Annotated in this window: 22 protein-coding genes; 16 read left to right on the forward strand and 6 right to left on the reverse strand. The window is 38.7% G+C overall.

Going from position 1 to position 20,347, the window contains the following annotated elements:
• Nucleotides 1–116: 116 nt before the first annotated feature.
• The 6 genes from PF027_RS01600 (at nt 117) to PF027_RS01625 (ending at nt 5,134) form a co-directional block, all read left to right on the forward strand.
• A complete protein-coding gene (locus tag PF027_RS01600) occupies nt 117–878 on the forward strand; it encodes a thiazole synthase (protein WP_270870154.1) in 762 nt (253 codons plus the stop codon).
• 1 nt (nt 879) lies between these two features.
• Nucleotides 880–2,025, forward strand: a complete 1,146-nt coding sequence (thiH, locus tag PF027_RS01605; RefSeq protein WP_270872209.1) for a 2-iminoacetate synthase ThiH — start codon at nt 880–882, stop codon at nt 2,023–2,025.
• A gap of 24 nt (nt 2,026–2,049) precedes the next feature.
• The gene (locus PF027_RS01610; RefSeq protein WP_270872210.1) at nt 2,050–2,655 is read left to right on the forward strand and encodes a thiamine phosphate synthase; all 606 of its coding nucleotides are present in this window, start codon (nt 2,050–2,052) and stop codon (nt 2,653–2,655) included.
• A gap of 55 nt (nt 2,656–2,710) precedes the next feature.
• Complete coding sequence (locus tag PF027_RS01615; protein ID WP_270872211.1) at nt 2,711–3,055, forward strand: hypothetical protein; 345 nt, start codon at nt 2,711–2,713, stop codon at nt 3,053–3,055.
• A gap of 64 nt (nt 3,056–3,119) precedes the next feature.
• Nucleotides 3,120–4,142, forward strand: coding sequence for an IS1595 family transposase (locus tag PF027_RS01620; protein WP_270872212.1), 1,023 nt, complete (start codon nt 3,120–3,122; stop codon nt 4,140–4,142).
• A gap of 14 nt (nt 4,143–4,156) precedes the next feature.
• Complete coding sequence (locus tag PF027_RS01625; RefSeq protein WP_270872213.1) at nt 4,157–5,134, forward strand: DNA cytosine methyltransferase; 978 nt, start codon at nt 4,157–4,159, stop codon at nt 5,132–5,134.
• On the opposite strand, the gene PF027_RS01630 is transcribed toward PF027_RS01625, so the two are convergent.
• On the reverse strand, nt 5,127–6,668 hold the full coding sequence (locus PF027_RS01630; protein WP_270872214.1) for a hypothetical protein: 1,542 nt from the start codon (nt 6,666–6,668) through the stop codon (nt 5,127–5,129). The two genes, PF027_RS01625 and PF027_RS01630, sit on opposite strands and share 8 nt — an antisense overlap.
• A 141-nt stretch (nt 6,669–6,809) precedes the next feature.
• On the opposite strand from PF027_RS01630, the gene PF027_RS01635 reads away from it, so the two are divergent.
• Entirely contained in the window at nt 6,810–7,049 is a 240-nt protein-coding gene (locus PF027_RS01635) for a hypothetical protein (RefSeq protein WP_270872215.1), read from the forward strand.
• 396 nt (nt 7,050–7,445) lie between these two features.
• A complete protein-coding gene (locus PF027_RS01640; RefSeq protein WP_270872216.1) occupies nt 7,446–8,900 on the forward strand; it encodes a Mur ligase family protein in 1,455 nt (484 codons plus the stop codon).
• 63 nt (nt 8,901–8,963) lie between these two features.
• Here PF027_RS01640 and nusA read toward each other — a convergent pair whose 3' ends face one another.
• The gene (gene nusA, locus PF027_RS01645; RefSeq protein WP_270872217.1) at nt 8,964–10,094 is read right to left on the reverse strand and encodes a transcription termination factor NusA; all 1,131 of its coding nucleotides are present in this window, start codon (nt 10,092–10,094) and stop codon (nt 8,964–8,966) included.
• A gap of 156 nt (nt 10,095–10,250) precedes the next feature.
• Here nusA and PF027_RS01650 point away from each other — a divergent pair, with 156 nt between their 5' ends.
• The 4 genes from PF027_RS01650 to PF027_RS01665 are packed head-to-tail and all read left to right on the forward strand — an operon-like array spanning nt 10,251 to nt 13,232.
• The gene (locus tag PF027_RS01650) at nt 10,251–10,493 is read left to right on the forward strand and encodes an HP0268 family nuclease (protein WP_270858271.1); all 243 of its coding nucleotides are present in this window, start codon (nt 10,251–10,253) and stop codon (nt 10,491–10,493) included.
• Nucleotides 10,494–10,528: 35 nt separating this feature from the next.
• A complete protein-coding gene (gene miaB / locus PF027_RS01655; protein WP_270877384.1) occupies nt 10,529–11,785 on the forward strand; it encodes a tRNA (N6-isopentenyl adenosine(37)-C2)-methylthiotransferase MiaB in 1,257 nt (418 codons plus the stop codon).
• The gene (locus PF027_RS01660; protein ID WP_270870960.1) at nt 11,766–12,425 is read left to right on the forward strand and encodes a lysophospholipid acyltransferase family protein; all 660 of its coding nucleotides are present in this window, start codon (nt 11,766–11,768) and stop codon (nt 12,423–12,425) included. Before miaB ends, PF027_RS01660 begins: the two co-directional genes overlap by 20 nt.
• Before the next feature lie 48 nt (nt 12,426–12,473).
• Nucleotides 12,474–13,232, forward strand: a complete 759-nt coding sequence (locus PF027_RS01665; RefSeq protein WP_270865083.1) for a hypothetical protein — start codon at nt 12,474–12,476, stop codon at nt 13,230–13,232.
• On the opposite strand, the gene tilS is transcribed toward PF027_RS01665, so the two are convergent.
• The 3 genes from tilS to panC are packed head-to-tail and all read right to left on the reverse strand — an operon-like array spanning nt 13,179 to nt 16,353.
• Nucleotides 13,179–14,216: a tRNA lysidine(34) synthetase TilS gene (gene tilS, locus PF027_RS01670; RefSeq protein WP_270872218.1), complete on the reverse strand. Its 1,038-nt coding sequence runs from the start codon at nt 14,214–14,216 to the stop codon at nt 13,179–13,181. The two genes, PF027_RS01665 and tilS, sit on opposite strands and share 54 nt — an antisense overlap.
• Before the next feature lie 2 nt (nt 14,217–14,218).
• Entirely contained in the window at nt 14,219–15,529 is a 1,311-nt protein-coding gene (rimO, locus tag PF027_RS01675; RefSeq protein WP_270877300.1) for a 30S ribosomal protein S12 methylthiotransferase RimO, read from the reverse strand.
• Between the two features lie 2 nt (nt 15,530–15,531).
• Entirely contained in the window at nt 15,532–16,353 is an 822-nt protein-coding gene (gene panC / locus PF027_RS01680) for a pantoate--beta-alanine ligase (RefSeq protein WP_270877301.1), read from the reverse strand.
• Between the two features lie 125 nt (nt 16,354–16,478).
• Here panC and prfB point away from each other — a divergent pair, with 125 nt between their 5' ends.
• The 4 genes from prfB to PF027_RS01700 all read left to right on the forward strand — a co-directional run bounded on the left by prfB (nt 16,479) and on the right by PF027_RS01700 (nt 19,046).
• Nucleotides 16,479–17,579 (forward strand): peptide chain release factor 2, encoded by a 1,101-nt coding sequence (gene prfB / locus PF027_RS01685; RefSeq protein WP_270868762.1) that lies wholly within the window; start codon nt 16,479–16,481, stop codon nt 17,577–17,579.
• 21 nt (nt 17,580–17,600) lie between these two features.
• Nucleotides 17,601–17,921 (forward strand): type II secretion system protein, encoded by a 321-nt coding sequence (locus PF027_RS01690; RefSeq protein ID WP_270865088.1) that lies wholly within the window; start codon nt 17,601–17,603, stop codon nt 17,919–17,921.
• 9 nt (nt 17,922–17,930) lie between these two features.
• Nucleotides 17,931–18,368, forward strand: coding sequence for a hypothetical protein (locus PF027_RS01695; RefSeq protein WP_270865089.1), 438 nt, complete (start codon nt 17,931–17,933; stop codon nt 18,366–18,368).
• A gap of 132 nt (nt 18,369–18,500) precedes the next feature.
• Entirely contained in the window at nt 18,501–19,046 is a 546-nt protein-coding gene (locus PF027_RS01700) for a hypothetical protein (protein WP_270865090.1), read from the forward strand.
• A gap of 79 nt (nt 19,047–19,125) precedes the next feature.
• Here PF027_RS01700 and PF027_RS01705 read toward each other — a convergent pair whose 3' ends face one another.
• Entirely contained in the window at nt 19,126–20,346 is a 1,221-nt protein-coding gene (locus PF027_RS01705) for a 2-hydroxyacyl-CoA dehydratase (protein ID WP_270865972.1), read from the reverse strand.
• Nucleotide 20,347: the final 1 nt, after the last annotated feature.

Here is a 20,347-nt window from a genome sequence, read left to right on the forward strand (position 1 = left end):
TCGTTTCACTCACTCGCAATGACAAATTTAACATTTCACGCAAAATATTAAAAATATTTAGATTTTATCTGTATAATTTCACTTAAATTTCAAAAAAAAATCAAAAGGAAAACTCAATGGATAAGCTGATTTTAGGTGGCAAGGAATTTTCGTCTCGCTTCATAATGGGTTCTGGTAAATTCGACCATGAGATGATAGAAGCCTGTGTCCATAATGCTGGGTGTGAGATCGTAACCTTGGCACTTCGTAGAGTAAGTGAGAGCAAAGATAGAAATATTTTAAATTTCATACCAAAAAGCGTTACGCTTTTGCCAAATACAAGTGGTGCCAGAAACGCTGATGAAGCCGTGCGTATCGCAAAACTCGCCCGTGAGCTAGGCTGTGGGGATTTCGTTAAAATCGAGATTATCACAGATAGCAAATTTTTATTCCCCGATAATTACGAAACCATTAAAGCGACCGAAATTCTAGCAAATGACGGATTTATCGTGCTTCCGTATATGCATGCTGATTTAAATGTGGCTCGTAGCCTAAAAAATGCAGGAGCAGCCGCCATAATGCCGCTTGGTGCGCCCATTGGCTCAAATCGTGGGCTTATGATGAGAGATATGATTGAAATTTTAGTCGGCGAAGTGGATTTGCCGATCATAGTCGATGCAGGTATCGGTCGTCCGTCTCAGGCGTGTGAAGCCATGGAAATGGGGTGTGCGGCTGTCATGGTAAATACCGCAATCGCCACTTCTAGCGATTTAGTCCAAATGGCAAAAGCCTTTGCAAATGCGATAAATGCAGGGCGAGACGCCTATAATGCCAAATTTGGCGCAGTGCGAAATACTGCCGCGGCAAGTTCGCCGCTAACAGGCTTTTTAAGGGACTAAAATGGAAAAACCAGATCACATGAAATATCTAGCACACATGCAAGCAATCGATGATGGCTTAATGCAAAAAGTGCTAAATTTAAGGCAAAATTACGACCCAAACGCTTATAATGAAGCCGATGTTTTAAGGGCGATAGAGAAAAAAAATAGAAATTTAGACGATTTTGGCGCACTTCTAAGCGTGGTCGGGGCTAAATTTTTAGAAGAGTTAGCAAGGGCGAGTATGAGTGAAACTAGGGCAAAATTTGGCAATAATATCTCGCTTTTTACGCCGATTTACATTTCAAATTATTGCGATAATAACTGCGTGTATTGCGGATTTAGCAAAAAAAATCAAATTAAAAGAGCCAAGCTTAGCGATGATGAGCTAATAGCCGAATACGAAGCGATAAAAAAGAGCGGACTTGAAGAGCTTTTGGTGCTAACAGGCGAGAGCAGGGTCGATAGCGATGTGAGCTATATCGCCCATGCGTGTGAAATCGCCAAAAAATATTTCAAGGTCGTAGGCGTGGAAATTTATCCACTAAATTCCGATGAATACGCTACCCTGCATAACTCAGGCGTGGATTTTGTAACCGTTTTTCAAGAGACATACAACACGGAAAAATACGCAAAACTGCACTTAGAAGGCAATAAGCGAATTTTCCCGTATCGCTTCAATGCCCAAGAAAGGGCGATAATGGGCGGTATGCGTGGAGTGGGCTTTGCGGCACTTTTAGGTCTTGATGATTTTCGCAAGGACGCCTTTGCTACGGGTGCGCATGCGTATTTGTTGCAACAAAAATACCCGCACGCCGAGATCGCCTTTTCAGTCCCAAGACTTCGACCGATAATAAACAATAACAAAATCAACCCGCGAGATGTCCATGAAAAGGAGCTTTTGCAGGTGATTACGGCATATAGACTTTTAATTCCTAGTGCGAATATTACGATTTCGACGCGCGAAAGGGCTGGTTTTAGAGATGAAGCGATTAAAATCGCCACAAATAAAATTTCAGCAGGAGTTAGTGTCGGTATCGGCGGACACAGCCAAAAAAAGGGCGACGAGCAGTTTGAGATAGATGACGCCAGAAGCGTGGCTGAGGTTTGTGCTGCGATTAGGGGTGCGGGGTTAGCGCCACTGATGAGCGAGTATATTTATTTGTAAATTTGCGAAATTTGGAGCGAAAAAGTGAAAATCACGGCGATTTCAAATTTAGAGCTTTGTGGCGGAAAAGAGGCGTTGAAAGAGAAAATTTCACGCCTTTGCGAAGCCGGGATTAGCGAAATAATCTTGCGTGAGAAAAATTTGAGTGTGAGCGAATACTGCGCGCTTTTTTGCGAAGTTTTGCAAATTTGCGAACGCTTTGGGGTTCGCCTTTTTTTGCATAATTTTTTGGATTTAGCTTTTGAATTGGAGCATAAATTTGTTTGGCTTCCTTTGGGCGTGTTGCAAAATTTCAGGCAAAATTCCACGCGAAATTTAAGCGAATTTGAAAAAATAGTAATCTCAGCTCACAGCATAGACGAAGCGGAACTTGCCCTAAAATTGGGCGCAAACGCACTTTGTTTGAGCCATATTTTTCAGACAGATTGCAAAGCAAATTTAGAGCCAAAGGGGCTAGATTTGATTCGCAATGTGCGTGAATTTTGGAGTGGCGAAATTTACGCCCTTGGCGGGATAAATTCTAGTAATTTTCGCTCCACACTAGACGCAGGAGCCGATAATATCGCCATAATGAGCTCTGCCATGACATGCGAAAACGAAAAAGAATTTATTTTAAATTTTGGAAAATAAAAATTTGGAACAAAATTCAAAAAATAACAATTTACGAGATTACGATAAAGAGCCGTTGATTATTAAAGATTATAACCAAGAAGTTACAAATTTTTGGTCGTTATTTGTTTTTATTTTTGTGCTTATTGCTATTATTTTTAGCGAAAATAAAATGGTCATTTTGCCTTTTATGATATGGGCTTTAAAATCTCAAAATCAGTATAAAAATGCCGAATTTAAATTTACAAATTCGACTATTTTGCATAAATCGCCCAAATTTATCAAAGAAATCGGCATTGCAAGAATTGAGAAAATCCAAAAAACTATGCAAATATTGTATGAAATTCATAACGAAAAAATAGAAAATAAATTTTTGAAATATTTCGTAAATATATTTTTGATTGGCTCTGTTAAAATATAGTATTGTTTTTTAAGCTTAATTTCGCTATAATTATATCATTAAAAGAACGATATAAAGGCAAACAATGGCTACTAATAAGGCAGAGCTTGAAATTATAAAACAATTATTTCAAAATTTAAATGCTGATGATAAAAAACTTTTTTTAAAATCCATAAAAGAAAAAGAGCAAATTAGTGAAAAGTTAAATTTTACAAGAGATTTAACGAATTGCCCACATTGCCATAGCAAACATTTTAAAAAAAATGGCACAAAAAATGGCAAACAACGCTATATTTGCCTTGATTGTCATAAAACATTTGCAAACACAAATAATACTATTCTTTATGGCGTAAAAAAGGATTTGTCTGTTTGGCAAAAATATATCCATTGTATGATAGAAAAATACTCTTTGCGAAAAACTGCTGAAATTTGTGGTATTTCGCTCCCTACTGCTTTTGCTTGGCGACACAAAATTTTAGATACTTTGCAAGAAATGATGAACGAAGTAAAGCTTGATGGCATCGTAGAAGCCGATGAAACATTTATGGCTATCTCATTTAAAGGGAATCACAAAAATTTTAAATTACCACGCTTGGCTAAACAAAGAGGCACAGCAAACACTAAGCGTGGATTATCAAAAGAGTTAGTTTGCATACCTTGTGTCATAAATTTAAACAAAAAATCTATTGCAAAAATATCAAATTTAGGCAAACCAAATTTAGTGGCATTACAAAAAGTTTTAAACGGCAAAATTCAAAAAGATAGCGTGTTTGTAACAGATAGTTTAAGAAGCTATTTAAAGCTATCAAATGATATGGAATTAAACCACATAAGAATACCAAGAAACAAACACACCAATGGCTCTTTTAATATTCAGATGATTAATTCATATCACAGCATTTTAAAAGCAATGTTAATCTATACTTTCAAGGGCGTATCTACGAAATATCTAAACAATTATCTTGTCTATCATAATTTCGTAAATTTCGCCAAAGAAACTAGAAACGATAAAGAGCAAATTTTGTTTAAACACATAACGAGTGCTAATTGTATTAGCAAAAGCATAAATGTGGCAAATAGACCTGCTATGCCACTTTTGGTAGCATAAGAAAAGGGTAATATATGGCAAAACAACAATTAAAAATAGGCTCTTTCTTCGCAGGTGTTGGTGGTATTGATTTAGGTTTTGAAAAGTCAGGTTTTAAAGTAGTTTATGCAAACGAAATCGACCCTTATCCTGTGCAAACATACAACCTAAATTTCAATATTCCTGCTGATAATAGAGATATTTGCGAAATAGCAGCAAAAGAGATACCTGATTTTGATATTTTAGTCGGAGGATTTCCTTGCCAAGCATTTAGTGTGGCAGGATATAGAGAGGGTTTTGATGATAAAAAAGGTCGAGGAACTCTATTTTTTGAAATAGTTAGAATTATAGAAGAAAAAAAGGCACTAGGCAAACAGCCTAGCATTGTCTTTTTAGAAAATGTCAAAAATCTAAAAACGCACGATAATGGCAACACATTTAAAGTAATCAATGAAACCTTACAAGAATTAGGATACATAGTAAAATCAGCTGTTCTAAATGCTTGCGAATATGGCAATATTCCACAAAATAGAGAGAGAATTTACATTGTTGGTTTTTTGAATAAAAAAATAGCCGATAAATTTGATTTTTCAAATATCAAAAAAGAGGATTTAAAGACTAAAATTACTGATTTGATTAGCCAAGATAAATTAGATGACAATCTGTATTATACAGCTACAAAATTTAAACAATTTGGTGAGTTAAAACAATCTATGAAATCAAAAGAAACGCTATATCAGTGGCGAAGACAATATGTAAGAGAAAATAAAAACAATCTATGTCCTACACTGACTGCAAATATGGGAACAGGTGGTCATAATGTGCCACTTGTTTTAACAGATAATGGCATTAGAAAACTAACTCCAAAAGAGTGTTTTTTGTTTCAAGGTTTTCCAAGTGATTTTAAACTTCCTGTAATGGCAACTTCAAGACTATATAAACAAGCAGGCAACAGCGTAGTTGTTCCTGTTATCTCAAAAATTGCGAGTGAGATTAAAAAGGCTATTAGCTAACAAAGTCGTTTGGCAAATTTAAATCATCAATGTATATGAATTGAAAATATACATTTTTATCATCTTTTAGCTTATAAAGCCTTATGCCATTAATGCCTATCTCATCAAGTCTAGCCTGTGTTAGTGGTTCGTATTCTTTTAGCTGAAATATCTCTCTCAAAATCCATTTACCAAGCTCAGATTGTTTTCCAAAAGATTGTATAGCCTTACCAAAATCTTGTGTAATAAAGGCTTTTATTTTTGTGCCTGATGGGTCAAAGACTAAATCAAAAGCACATTGTTCTTTTGGAAGCATTAATGCACCTTTTTCATCTAAAAGACCTATATTTTTACCAAAGAAATTTGGGTTTTGTTGATGAAAGTTTTTAGAGTGTGGGATTGGAATATAAATTTCGTTAATCGGTCTAAACAAAAATCCGTTTAGCTTAGTTGTAAAATCATCGTTATCTATCTGTTCAGCTATGCTTAAAATTTCATCTCTAATAGCAAAATCATCTTTGCCGTTGCTGTTTGCTAGCAAATATAATTTATCTACGATTTGATTTAAAATTTCATCGTTTATTGTGCCTTTAAAGGTATTGTAAAATAGCTTAATGCTAATTATTCTTTGCTCTTTGCCTTTCTTTTTCAAACCTATCCCATAAAAACTATTAAAGCCTGAGCTTGGTTGTAATTCTATTTTCCAAGAAAATGATTGAGCGATTTGTGGCACAATCTTTTTTTTGTTATATACTTCATCTGCAATTTTACTAAATATTTCATAAGCGTTATCGACATATATTACTTTCCACTCATCTTTGATGATATTTGAATTATTGAAAATCATATAAAGCTGACTATCTGAATGAGTGTATTTGTAAGTATGGTTATCATCAGTAAAAGTAAAATTTTCAGGCTTTTTAGCAATAGTGCAAGATAGAATTTTGATATTATTTATGTCAATTTCTGCGTATGAGGTTTCGCCTACAAAAATCTTTGGCTCATTGTTTTGCACGGCTGGCATTAAAGTATGATACACAGATTCGATAGTATCATTACTATCAATACAAAAGCCTCGCAAATTAGCCTTTGATGAATTAATTCTAGCGTTTCTAATAGCAGCAATTCTCTTGGCTAATTCTAGGTATCTATCTTTGTTTATATCCACTATTTCGGCTTTGCGTTTAAGATTTTTAGCACTATCTTTAATTTGTGAGATTAGACTGCTCCACTCGTTACTATTAGCTTTAAATTGTGCTATTTTTTGCTCTTGCGTTTTAAAAGTAAAGGTTTTTATGCCGACAAGATACTTAATTTTTTCGCCGTTGTCTTTTTCTAATATCAATGAGGCATCGTATGAGGTATTGCCTATGTCTTCTGCGACAGCTTTAAAGGCTTTTTGAAATACGGTTTCTTGAAATTTTGAGTTAATTATAGGCACAGGAATAGTGTTTTTATTAGTATTTTTTTGAACAAACATTTCAGTTAGACTAGAAAAAGCAAGGATTAATTTTTTGTATTCGTTTTTTTGAGAAATCGGTAAATCTTGCCACATAATTAGCCTTTTTTTGTTTTGGTAAATATATCAAAATTAATTTTAGACAAGAATAAAAGCAATACTATATTTTAATAGAGCCTTTTGATTTTGTGGTTTTTAGGAATTTGTTTTGTTACGATAGTTATTGAAAATCAAGGTATGCCACTGCTGCTTATTTTTTGTATTTTTTGTTTTGGCTTGTTTATTCCACAGCTTTTATATCATTTTAAAAAAGATAATAAATTTGTCGATTTATATGACACTATCATAATCAAATCCGACGATGATATAAAAATTTGCATTTTTTGTGCCAAAAAAGATGATTATGAAGAAATTAGAAAATATGTTTTATTCAAAAAAGGCATTGATATAAACAAAGTTGAGAAAATTTTATTATAGCAAAGCCGTTATGGCGATCTACAAGCCAAAATTTACAAACAAATTCTAAAAATAGAATTTAATTAAATTTTGGAATTTGGCTAAATTTAAAATCGTTCAATGCTAAATTTAAGTAGAATTTTGCTTTAAATTTTACTGGATTGCTTCGATTTCTGCGAAAGCTCGCAATGACAGCGAATTTAGCGATAGGAATTTTTACTCGTAGATTGCCACGCTGTGCAAAAAGCGTCTTGACACTTTGCTTTTCCTCGCAATGACAGATTAGAGTAAATTTCGTATTGACGCAAATCAAGTTCTAAATAATAAAATTTATCGCAAAAATAAGCAACAATCAAGTTTTTTTAGAATAAAATTACAGGTTTTGTAATCTAAGTCTAAATAAATTTGAGGGAAAAAATGTCGGCAGTTATTTCAAATTTTATTTTCACCCTTGCTTTGGGATTTTACGCGCTTACCTGCTTGCAGTGGTTTTCGTATCGCCCGGGGCGCGTAATGCATCATTTCACCAAGCCTATGTGGCATTTGTATTTTTTCATAATCCCAGTTTTGGCTCAAATCGCGGCCATGTTTTGTCCGTATTATTACGCAGCCTTGGGCGTGGTAACGGCTAGTTATATCGCTGTTTTGGCGCTTTGGCACAGGGGGCTGGATAAAAAGCTAGTTTTTACTGATCGCATAAAAAGGGCGTTTGCATACATAGCCTCGTTTGCGGTGATTGTGGGGATTGCGGAAATTTTGATTGATATTAAATTTTCAACCGATATCAAAATTCCAGCCGTTATCGCGCTATTTGTGGGATTGTTTTTTCATTTCAGATACGAAAAGACGCTTTTTAACCGCTTCAAAGCTAGCGCGCTAGCCAAGCTAGGCACGATGAATAACCTAATCATCGTCCAAATTACAGCAAGTTACGGTAAAACGAGTATCAAAAACTTCCTTTATGATATCCTTAGCCCGCACTTCGTCTGCTACAAGACCCCGCGCTCGGTAAATACGCTAGCTGGGATTGTAAAGGACATAAACGATGATTTGCCAAAAAACACTCAGGTCTATATCGCAGAAGCCGGTGCCAGACTGCCCGGCGATATCGCCGAAATCACCGAGTTTTTGCGCCCGCAAATCGTAGTTGTAGGCGAGATTGGCGCGCAACATTTGGAGTATTTCAAAAGCGTAGAAAATATCCGCGCTACCAAGCTTGAAGCGCTAAATTCACCGCGTCTAAAACACGCATTTGTGCATTCTAGCACGCTTTGCCACAACAGCGCCACGATTAGCACCTACGATATCGGCACGAAGGTGATTAGCTCGACACTAGACGGGATTAAATTTAGCCTTAAAATTAATGACGAAAATTTCAGACTTTCTGCGCCGGTGCTGGGCGAGTTTAACGCGCAAAATCTCAGCGCATGTGTCATGGTAGCGAGGTTTTTGGGCGTAAATGATGTCTATATCCACAACGCAGTCGAAAAAGTCCGTAGCGTCGAACACCGCCTCCAAAAGATCGAAAATGGCGGTAAAATCATCATTGATGACGCATTTAACGGCAATCTAGCCGGTATGCTAGCTAGCTACGAGCTATGCAAAACTTACAAAGGAAATAAAGTCATCGTAACGCCCGGAATCGTCGAATCTACCAAGGAAGATAATGAAGTCTTAGCCAAAAAAATCGATGAGGTTTTTGATCTCGTGATAATAACTGGTGAGTTAAATTTAAAAACACTCAAAGACAATATAAATCCCGGCAAGGTCTATGTGCTAAAAGATAAATCGAAAATGGTTGAAATTTTGGCTAAATATACCAAAGCAGGGGATTTGGTGCTGTTTTCTAACGACGCGCCAAATTTCATATAAATTTTAAATTTTGATTATTTTAAAATTTGCGAATTTTAAAAATTCGCAAATTTGAAAGAATTCTCACAGACCGCCAAAGAGTGCTTCGAGATTTTTTAATCCCTCTTCGTTTGATACTTTTTCGCTTGATGTGCCTGTTTCGATTAGCTCGATTTCATAACCGCTTAGCATTGAGGCTAGACGGATATTTAGGCCGTTTTTGCCGATAGCTTTGGATTTTTGGTCAGGGTTGATATAGACGATTGCTTTGTTTTCATCTGTGATTTTGACCGAATTTACAATCGCAGGCGCCATTGCGCGTGAGATTAAAATTTCAGGCGAGGCAGAGTATTCAAACGCGTCTATGCTCTCTCCGCCAGCTTTTTTGTCCTCTTCGCTTAAATTTTTGCTCAAAAACTTACTCACAGCGTCGATTCTAGTGCCACCTTTACCCACGGTTGCGCCCACTGGATCGATATTTGGAGAGACAGAGCTAAGGGCTATTTTCGTGCGTTTGCCCGGAATCCTAGCGCATGCTTGGATTATGACGCTTCCGTCTTTGATTTCAGGGACTTCTGTGCGTAAAATTGCTTCTAAAAATTTAGGGCTTGTGCGCGAAAGCTCTAATTTTATGCCTTGATTTTTGTCGATATAGGCGTTTTTGATGACGGCTTGGACGACATCGCCCACTTTGAAACTCTCGCCTTTTATGCGGTTTTTTTGTGGCATGTAGGCTTTGATATCGTCGATTTCGACAAATGTCGTTTCGCTAGCGTCGATTTTGGTGACGGTGCCGTGGGCTAGGGTGCCGATTTTGTTTTTATAGCTTTCGAAAATTTTCTCTTCGAGTAGGCGTTGGATATGGTAATTTAGCTCTTTTGCCAAAACCTGCGAAGCTGTGCGGCCGAGATTTTCGATATTTATATCATAGCTTAGCTCGTCGCCAATCTCAGCGTCCCCATGCTTTTTGGCTTCGCTAATTGCGATGAAATTATCCTGTCCTGCGCGCTCGTCATTATCGGCTACGACCTGGACTTTTTGGTAGAGTTTGACCTTTTTAGTAACGGGATCTACCTCGCTGTCGTAGATAAACTGCTCGCCAAATAGCCTTTTTGCGGTTTGGATAAAGGCTGTTTTGACCCGTGCGCCCACATCTGCGGGATCAAGTCCTTTTTCGTTTGCGATAGACTCGATTATGTCTGTGATTTTTTCCATAATTTTCCTTTTCTTACACTGCTAAATTTTGGGATTTTTAAAATTTTCGAGTTCGGTATTATATTAAATTTAGACTTTATTTTTATTTAAACGAATTATTATATTAATTTTGCTAAACTCATCAGTTTAAAATTTGAAATACGAAAGGATGAAGCAATGCAAGTAAAACTCGCTAGAACTAGCCTAGAAGCGAAGCCAAAGAGTGCAAAAGTCGAAGATTTGGAAGCTCAAATCGCAAAAAGTGGTCAAAAAATTTTCTATTTAGATAGAGAAAATTCGCATAAAGATATCATTGCGTTGATAGAATTTTTCGAAAAAAAGGGATTTTCGGTCTATCAAAGAAGCGTGTATTATGGTCTAAATGAAAACGAATATATGTATGAGGTGCATATAGTTTGAAAAAATTTCTCTACATACAAACCCTCGGTTGTGCGATGAATGTGCGTGATAGCGAGCACATCATCGCCGAACTAAAAAACCAAAATTACGAACTCACAAACGATATTAACATTGCTGATTTAATCCTTATAAACACCTGCTCTGTGCGTGAAAAGCCCGTGCATAAGCTTTTTAGCGAGATTGGCGCATTTGACAAAGTTCGCAAGGCTGGCTCAAAAATCGGAGTTTGTGGCTGCACTGCTAGCCACTTGGGCGCTGAAATTTTCAGGCGCGCTCCGTTCGTGGATTTCGTCCTAGGCGCACGAAATGTATCGAAAATCTCGCAAGCTGTGCAAACGCCAAAATTTATTAGCACCGATATAAACTACGATGAGAGCGAGTTTGCCTTTGGCGAATTTCGGGGCAGTCCTTACAAATCATACATAAATATTATGATTGGTTGCGACAAAAAATGTTCGTATTGTATCGTGCCACAAACCAGAGGCGACGAGCTCTCAATCCCAGCAAAAATCATACTTGATGAGGCGCGCAGAAGTGCCCAGCGTGGGGCAAAAGAGATATTTTTGCTCGGTCAAAATGTCAATAACTATGGCAAAAGATTTTCCAATGCGCACGAAAAAATCGATTTTAGCGACCTTTTAGTAAGGCTAAGCGAGATTGAGGGGATTGAGCGGATTCGCTTTACTAGCCCGCACCCGCTTCACATGGACGATAAATTTTTAGAAGTTTTTAGCTCAAATTCTAAAATTTGCAAATCCATGCACATGCCACTACAAAGCGGTTCGACTAAGGTTTTGCGCGATATGAGGCGTGGATATAGCAAGGAGTGGTTCCTTGATCGCGCGCTAAAACTGCGAGATTTATGCCCAGATGTGAGCATTAGCACCGATATCATCGTGGCTTATCCGACGGAGAGCGAGGCGGATTTCGCCGATACGATTGATGTGCTAAAACAGGTGAAATTCGAGCAGGTTTTTAGCTTTAAATTTAGTCCGCGTCCGCACACGCCAGCGCAGAATTTAGTGCTAATCGACGATAAAGTCGCAAGTGCGCGCCTTAGCTATTTGCAGGGTCTGCATAATGAAATTTTAGATGAGATTATGAGCGCGCAGGTAGGTAGAGGGCACGAGGTGTATTTCGAGGAACTGCGCGAAAACAATCAAGTAGCTGGCAGAAGTTTTTCGAATTTTTTGGTTTGCGTAAATGGTAGCGAGGAACTGCTTGGGCGCACACTAAATGTAAAAATCGAAAAAGCCGCTAGAATGGCACTTTATGGAAAAGTTACCCTTTAAAAAACGCATTATCTTTTTTTGTGTAGAATATATTGGGACTTTTTTGATACGCTTGATTTATCTTACTTGTAGGGTTAAATTTAGCGATACAAAATTATCAGATGAAACTTGCGTGGTGGTGTTTTGGCACGGCAGACTTGCAATGATGCCTTTTGCCTATCTTCGCTACTGGAAACGGTATTATGGCGAAAAAAGAAAGGTAAAGGTCATCATCTCGGACCACAAAGACGGCGAGATTATCACGAGAGTGATTTCGCATTTTGGTATTGGCGCGATTAGAGGATCGAGCTCCAAAGGCGCAGTTAGGGCGCTGATGAACGCATTTAGCGAAATCAAAAACGGCGTAGATGTCATCATCACCCCAGATGGTCCCAGAGGTCCAAGACACAGCGTCGCAGACGGAGCTGTCACGATCGCGCAGAAAAAAAATCTCAAAATTTACGCGCTAAATTACGAAGCGAGCCGTTTTTGGGAGTTTAGAAGCTGGGATAAAATGGTCTTGCCAAAGCCCTTTTCGCGCATAAATTACAGCCTAAGCGAGCCACTAGATATCGCTGGATTGGGGCTAGAAGAGGCGAAAGAGAAAATAGCAAATTTGCTTTTTGCTCAGGCCGAAAAAGATAAAAATTTCGATTTTTAGTTTTGCATAAACGATTTTTGGTATAATTAGCATTTTTTAGGAGAAAAAATGGGACTTTTCAAGGCTAAATCTTTTCTAAGCGTGGCGCAAAATGATAGCGAGTGCGAATTTGTTTTTAGAAAACTTGGATTTAGTAAAAAAATCGTAGATGAAAAGACGCTCAAATTTAGCGTCGATAGTGCAACTGATTTTGCGGCGCAAATGGCGGAATTTAGGCAAGGGATTGCCAAAAGTTTGCACGCAAATATACTAATCGACGATCCAGCGCAAAGGGTGATTTTTTCTAGCGAGCCTAAAAGGACTGACGAGTGCTTTTATCAAAGCGTCGATAGCGATTTTACCGTGGAATTCCCGCGCAGTGCGACAACGGGGAGCGACGAGAAATTCGGCGCGAGCTTCAACTCTTATGAAAGCCTTTTTAAGGTGCTTTATTTTTTATACAAAAATCAGCATGAAATCGATAGTGTCGCGATGTTTGTGCTTAAATTTAACGACCGCGTGGCGTTTTTGGTGGCAAACAAAAAACGCGCTCTTTATGCCGATATGATTCTCATAGATGACGAGATGAAGGGCATGATGAGCGATAGCGATGAGTTGTTTTATGAGATTTTAAATTTCCAAATCGACAATTTTTACCAGTCAAAAAACAGCGAGTTTTTGACAAATGTTTTCATTTACTCAGACGGCACGCTCAGCAATGAGATCGGCTATGTGATTTTTACACGAATCCATATCAAAACAAATCTTATCAACCTAAATTTCGCCGATTTTATCAACAAAATCGCTATGGTCGAGGCCAGAAATTAGCCCTTCGCACTCTGCTAAAATTTCGCTTCTAGCGAAAATATAGGGGCGAATTAGTGGCGGAATTTTTAAAATTCGGCATTTTTCTTTGAATTTTTTATCCATTTTTGTTTTCTCAAATGGGGCGACGAAGTAGAATTTTTCGTTTTTGCAAACGCAAATTTTACCCGAAAGGACGCAGTCTGTTTTTTGGATTTCTTTTCGTTGATTTTGGCTAAGAACGACGCCTAAAATTTTACACGCTTTATCGATTAAATTTAGGCTTTTTTGCGAATTTTCAAGCACAAAAAATTTATCTTTTTGATATACAAATTCGCCCATTAAATTTGCTTTGTCGAGCGATAAAAACTCAAAACTTTTGGCTAAATTTAAAGCGTATTTTTCTACGAATTTATCGCTAAATTCAGCCCTTACGGCGTTCCTTGCAAATTTAGTATTTTTGTTTGAAATATCGTTAAAAAATTTGATTTTATTTTCGCTTAAAAACTCTAAAATTTGCGTTTTGCTGACATTATAAAATGGTCGCACGATAGCGTAATTTGTGCGATTTTCGATTTTTTCAAAGCCAAGCAGATTTGCTAGACCTGCGCCTCGTCCAAGTTGCATTAAAAACCACTCAAATTTATCGTTTAATTGGTGCGCTGTGATAAGTGTGTCGTGTCCGAATTTAGCGCAGATTTCATCAAAAAAATCGTAGCGAATTTTGCGCGCAGTATTTTCGAAATCGCCTGAATTTTCTAAATTTAGCGGAGCAGTTTTGATATAAATTTTAACGCCAAATTTATCGCAAAGCTCTTTTGCAGAAATTTCTTCTAAATCGCTATTTTCGCGGGTTTTATAATTTATCAAAGCACAATCAAATTTAACGCCCAAATTTAAAAGCGTATAAAAAAGCGCCGTGCTGTCGCTTCCATGCGAAAAAGCTAACAAATTTTTTCTACCACGCAAAAAATCCAAAATCTCATGGTCTATATTTAAAATTTGCATTTTTATTTAGCTTGTTTTGTAATTTTCCCTATGAGTTTTCCGCCGATGAATTCGCTAATCTCGCACTCATATAGCTGTCCGATTTGCAGATTTTCAATCTCGCTTTCGTTGATTAAAATCTCGCCGTCGATGTCTTTGTCCCAAAGAGCTAGTTTTGCGCCGTAAAAAAACTCGCCCTCTGAGCTAATGCCAGTGATTTCCACGCTTTGCGTAGTGCCTACAAGCCCAGAGAAACTTGCCAAAATCGCTTTATCCACGATTTTTTCGATTTTATTTAGCCGTTTTGTGATAACGCGAGTTGGAATTTGCTCCATTTCGCAACTTGCCGTGTCTTCTTCTTTGGAGTAGGCAAAGGCTGAAATTCTATCAAATTTAAACTCGCTTAAAAACTCGCAAAGCTCGTTAAATTCAGCTTCACTCTCGCCCGGGTGTCCGATTATCACGCCGGTTCGCAAAAACGAATTTGGCGCCAAACGCATTAAATTTAGCAAATTTAAAATTTCATTTTTAGCATTTCCACGCTTCATAATTTTTAACATTTCGTCATTTATGTGCTGGATTGGCATATCGAAATAATTCACAAAAACGCTTGAATTTATGATAGTTTTAATCAAATTTTCGCTTGTTGTGGTCGGATAAAGATAAAGAATTCGCGCAAATTTCACGCCCTCAATCTTTTCAATGCGATTTATAAGTGCGATTAGCCCGTCTTTTTCGCCCCTATCTCGCCCATAGCTGCTCGTATCTTGCGCGATAAAGCTAAAATCATAAAATCCCTGTGCAACCAAATCCCTGACTTCGGCTTCGATGTCATCTAAACTGCGACTTTTCAAACGCCCTTTAAAGCTAGGAATCGCGCAAAAACTGCATTTTTGGTTGCACCCTTCGGCGATTTTAATGTAAGCGTGAAAATTTGAGCCAGTAATTACCCTTTTTTGCGTGGTTTGCAAGTAAGTGCTAGGCGAAAATAGATTTTGTTTTTTTAAAATCATCTCATCTATTTTATCGTAATCCCCGACACCGCTGAAAATATCGACTTCGGGAAGCTCACGCATAAGCTCGTCTTTATAACGCTCCATCAAACAGCCAGTTACTACTAAAACGCCGTTTTTTTTCTTAAATTCTGCGAGTTCGAGTATGGTTCGGATACTTTCTTGCTTTGCAGACGCGATAAATCCGCAGGTATTTACTATCATAACATCGGCATCGGCTGGATTGTCCGTAATTTCGTAGTTTTGCAACCTACCAAGCATAATCTCGCTATCGACGAGATTTTTATTGCACCCAAGTGAGACTAAATAAAGTTTTGGCATTTTTACAACCAAATATTATCGATTAGGCGGGTTTTGCCAACTTTTGCGGCGACAAGGATAATGGTGTTTTTAGGCTCGATTTGGTCTAAAATTTCGAAATTTCTATTTACAAACGCGATATAATCGACCTCTAATGGCTCTAAAATCGAAAGCATTTTATCCTTTAAAATGCTTGTGTTAATCTCGCCTTTGGCGATTAGATTGCTAGCGTTTAAGAGAGAGCGCGAAATTTTAAGCGCTAGCATTTTTTCCTCTTCGTCTAAATACGCATTGCGCGAGCTTAGAGCCAGCCCGTCGCTCTCTCTGACGATTTCGCATGGCACGATATTAATATCCATTAAAAAGCTTTTTACCATATTTTGCACGATAAAGAGCTGTTGAGCGTCCTTTTTGCCCATATAGACATTGTTTGGGCGAACGATATTGAAAAATTTATTCAGCACCATACACACGCCGTCAAAGTGCCCTGGTCGGGTTTTGCCCTCTAAGATTTCAGATGTCGGGCGCACCGCTATGATTGTTGGTTCATTATCGGTGTAAATTTCGCTAACTTCTGGGATAAACATAGCGTTGATATCTAAATTTTCGCAAATTTTAATATCTGCTTCTTCGTTTTTTGGATATTTTTCGTAATCCTCACCCGGTAAAAATTGTGTAGGATTAACAAAGGTCGATACGATTACGATGTCGTTTTCGTTTCTGGCTTGTTTGATTAGGCTTATGTGTCCAGCGTGCAAAGCCCCCATTGTAGGGACGAAACCCACATTACCACAGGCATTGGCACGAAATGCTCGTAACTCTTCTACTGTTCGAATAATTTGCATATTTACTTCCAAATTTTGAAATTTAAAGGGCGATTATAACTCAAAAAAATTAAAATTTAACTCTGGGTTAAAAGGGTTAAAAGCTTTAAGCTGTTATAATCTCGCAAAAAATTTAAAGGCAAAACTTGGATAATTACGAATATAGCGAACTTTTGAAAAACCTTGACATAAAAATCAATAATATTAGCTCGATTATCAAACCAGATGAAATTAGCGCGCGCTTAGAGGAAATTTCAAAAATCGAAGCGGACGAGAAATTTTGGAGCGATGTGAAGCTAGCAACTCAAATCGGACGCGAAAAGACCAAAATTAGCTCAGTGCTAGCTAAATTTAAAAAGGCAAATTCTGCGCTTGATGATGCGCGTGAAATTTACGAATTAGCCCTTAGCGAAAATGATGATGATACGATAAACGACCTTTTCGAGGGCGCAGGTGAGCTAGAAGAGGAAATTTCAAATTTAGAGTTAGCGATGATGCTCGGTGGCGATGACGATGACAAAAACGCGATTATCACTATCCACCCAGGAGCTGGTGGGACAGAGAGTTGCGACTGGGCGGGCATGCTGTATCGTATGTATAGTAGGTTTTGCGAGAGAGAGGGCTTTAAGGTAGAGGTTTTGGATTTCCAAGAGGGCGATGAAGCGGGGATTAAAGATGTAAGCTTTATCGTGCGCGGTGAAAACGCCTATGGGTATTTAAAGGCCGAAAACGGAATCCACCGCCTAGTGCGAACCAGCCCATTTGATAGTGCAGGGCGTAGGCACACGAGCTTTTCAAGCGTCATGGTAAGCCCTGAGCTAAACGATGATATTGAGATAAATATCGAGGATAAGGACATTAAAATCGATGTTTTTCGCGCTAGTGGGGCAGGTGGGCAACACATCAACAAAACAGAAAGCGCTGTTCGCATAACTCACTTAGCCACTGGGATTGTGGTGAATTGTCAAAACGATAGAAGCCAACACAAAAATAAAGAAACGGCAATGAAGGTGCTAAAATCGCGACTTTACGAGCTTGAACTTATGAAAAAACGAGAAGCAAGCGATAGTATCGAAAAAAGTGATATTGGCTGGGGACATCAGATTCGCTCTTATGTGCTTTTCCCGTATCAGCAGGTCAAGGACAACCGTTCAGGCGAGGCGTTTAGCCAGACTGATGCGATACTTGATGGCGATATAAAAAAGCTAATCGAGGGCGTTTTAATTTCGCAAGCAAACAAACAATAAATTTCATTAGAAAGGATTAATATGAGTGAAGAGGGAATTCTTCTAGCATTAGGTTATACTTCAAGCGAGGCGGTGATAGCGCAACTTCGCGGTATTTTGTCAAAATGTGATTTCACAGACACAGAGTTGGAGCATATCGTTACACTAAACGATAAGCTTAAAATTTATGATGCTTACATCGCTATGTCAAATACAAATCCGTATTTTAAAATCAAAAACGAGGCCGCTACAAAAGAGCGCAAAGAGGCTGTTGTAGATATGATAAAGGTATGGTCTGATAAATTTAACATAGCCCTAGAAAAAGTGCCGAACAAAGACACTTACTATATCTTAGGCAGATAAGGATAGCTTATGAAAAATTTAATCGCTGTGATGATTGCAGGATTATTTTTAGCAGGTTGTGTCAGCAATGCACCAAAAAGCGCAGTAAGCGCGCCAAAGGCTGGAAAATACAGCTATAACGAGATCCAAGACGGAATCCGCCCGGCCAAAATCGAGGGCAATATCGTCCAAAGCGACGCTTGCAGAAGCGGAAATGGCGCTTTGTGTTTTAGTTTCGCTGAATCAATGTATGCCAAAGGCGATTTCGGCTCAGCTGCAAATGCCTATAATATGGCGTGCGTAGGCACTCAAAACTTCCCAGCTTGCATGAAATTAGCTGAGATGTTCGAGCGCGGACAAGGCGTGCAACAAAACACATTTAATGCAATCGATCTTTACCGCGTAACTTGCTACCACGGATACAAAAACGCTTGCGCAAATATGAGGCGCTTGGGTTATAATGGCTAAATTTAGCCAAATTTGGGGCGAAATTTTAAAATTTATCAAATTTCGCCCTAGCTTTCAAATTTAAATTTCATAAACAAAAAATTTAATCACGCAAATGTAAAATTCGCTCCGATTTCATAAAGGAGATACAAAATGAAAATTTTAAAATTCGCAATTCTTGGCGCGATTGTCGGTCTGTTTTTCACAGGCTGTGCGCATACGAGAGCCTCAGGTAGCGTGGTGTATGATAGTGGAAGCCCGTATTATAGGGGGTATTACGAGAGCGATTATTACTATGACAGAGGATATCGCCGTCGCCCTGTGATTTATGATAGACGCCCAGTTATCGTGGATAGGCGTCCTGTCGTGGTAGATAGACGCCCAGTCGTGATCAAGGACAATCGCCACGGCCATATAAATACTCGCCCGCACACTCGCCCAGTCATCTCTTCGCACCCGCACGCTCACCGCCTAAGTAATAAATCAATCCGCCACGAGCGCGAAATTCGCAAAATTCATGCTAACAACGGCGAGCGCGAAATGACCTTGCGTCGGGCTAGAAGGGAAGCAGAAGTTATCAAAGCAAGCTCTCGTTACAAAGAAATCAAAAGGCGCGAACGCGAGGCTAGGAGCTTTGATAATGACAACGGCGAACGCCATAGAAGCGCACACAGAGATATAAAACGCAGAACAAGATAGATGAAATTTGGCTAAATTCATTGAAATTTAGCCAAATTTGGCTGTTAAATTTAGCCAAATTCTCACGAAATTTTAAATTTTAAAATTCCCTATTTGCATTTGAAAGCATTAATTTTATGCGGTTTTCCTGATTTACCGCACTTGCGCCCGGGTCGTAGTCGATCGCGGCGATGTTGGCGTCTGGGTAGTTTTGCTTGATTTTGCGTATCATACCGCGCGCGATGATGTGATTTGGCAGACAGCCAAATGGCTGGGCGCAGACGACATTTTGCACGCCTTGCTTCATAAACTCGACCATTTCGGCTGTGAGTAGCCACCCTTCGCCCATTTTCACGCCGTGGCTGATATATCCCTCGGCGGCTGCGCGCACCTCTTTAAATGGCGTTGGCGGACGAAATCCGTGTTTTTTCATAGCGCGAATTAATTTTTTTTGGCAAAATTCTAAAATTTTTGCAACCCCAAGGCTACCCCAATACGCTGCGCCACCCTTGCCATAGAGCTTTTTGTCATACACAGCATCATAAATGCAAGTCAGCACGAAATCCATTAGCCCGGTATTTACGGGTTCGGCGTTTTCTTTGATGAGGTAGGCGTTTAGGCCGTTGTTGCCGATAGGGGAGTATTTCAGATAGATTTCACCCACGATACCAACCCTGATTTTTGGCTCGCCAGAACGCTCTATTTTGGCGAAATTTTGCAAGATATGGCTAAAATTTTTATTTAGTTTGAAAAATGACTTTTGATTTGTCAAATTTGCGATAAATTCGACCATTTTTTCGTAAATTTCGTTCGTTTGATTGGGAATTTTTTCGTATGGTTTGCACTGATTGTATAAATTCATCATCAAATCGCCGTAAAAAATCGCCACAAACAGCTTGATTAGCGCCATTTTGCTCAGCGCAAATCCATTTTCATCTAGCGAGCCAAAATTTAGCGAGATCACCGGCACATAGCCAAAACCGCTCTCGTTTAGGGCTTTGCGAAGCAAATTTATATAGTTGCTCGCCCTGCACCCGCCACCTGTTTGGCTTATCAGAAGTGCGACCTTGTGCGTGTCAAATTCGCCACTTTTTAGCGCGTCGATAAACTGCCCGATTACGAGCAGGGCAGGGTAGCACATATCGTTATGGACATTTCGCAAGCCCTCCTCGACGATGTTTGCGCGGTTGTCCCGTAAAAGCACGCTTTTATACCCCTCATCAGCCAAAACGCTTTTCATAAAGCGAAAATGCGGATCGATCATCGTAGGGATTAAAATCGTGTGAGTGCTTTTCATATCTTTTGTAAATTTCGCAAACATC

The organism is Campylobacter sp. VBCF_01 NA2 (assembly GCF_027797205.1).
Lineage (GTDB): Bacteria > Campylobacterota > Campylobacteria > Campylobacterales > Campylobacteraceae > Campylobacter_B.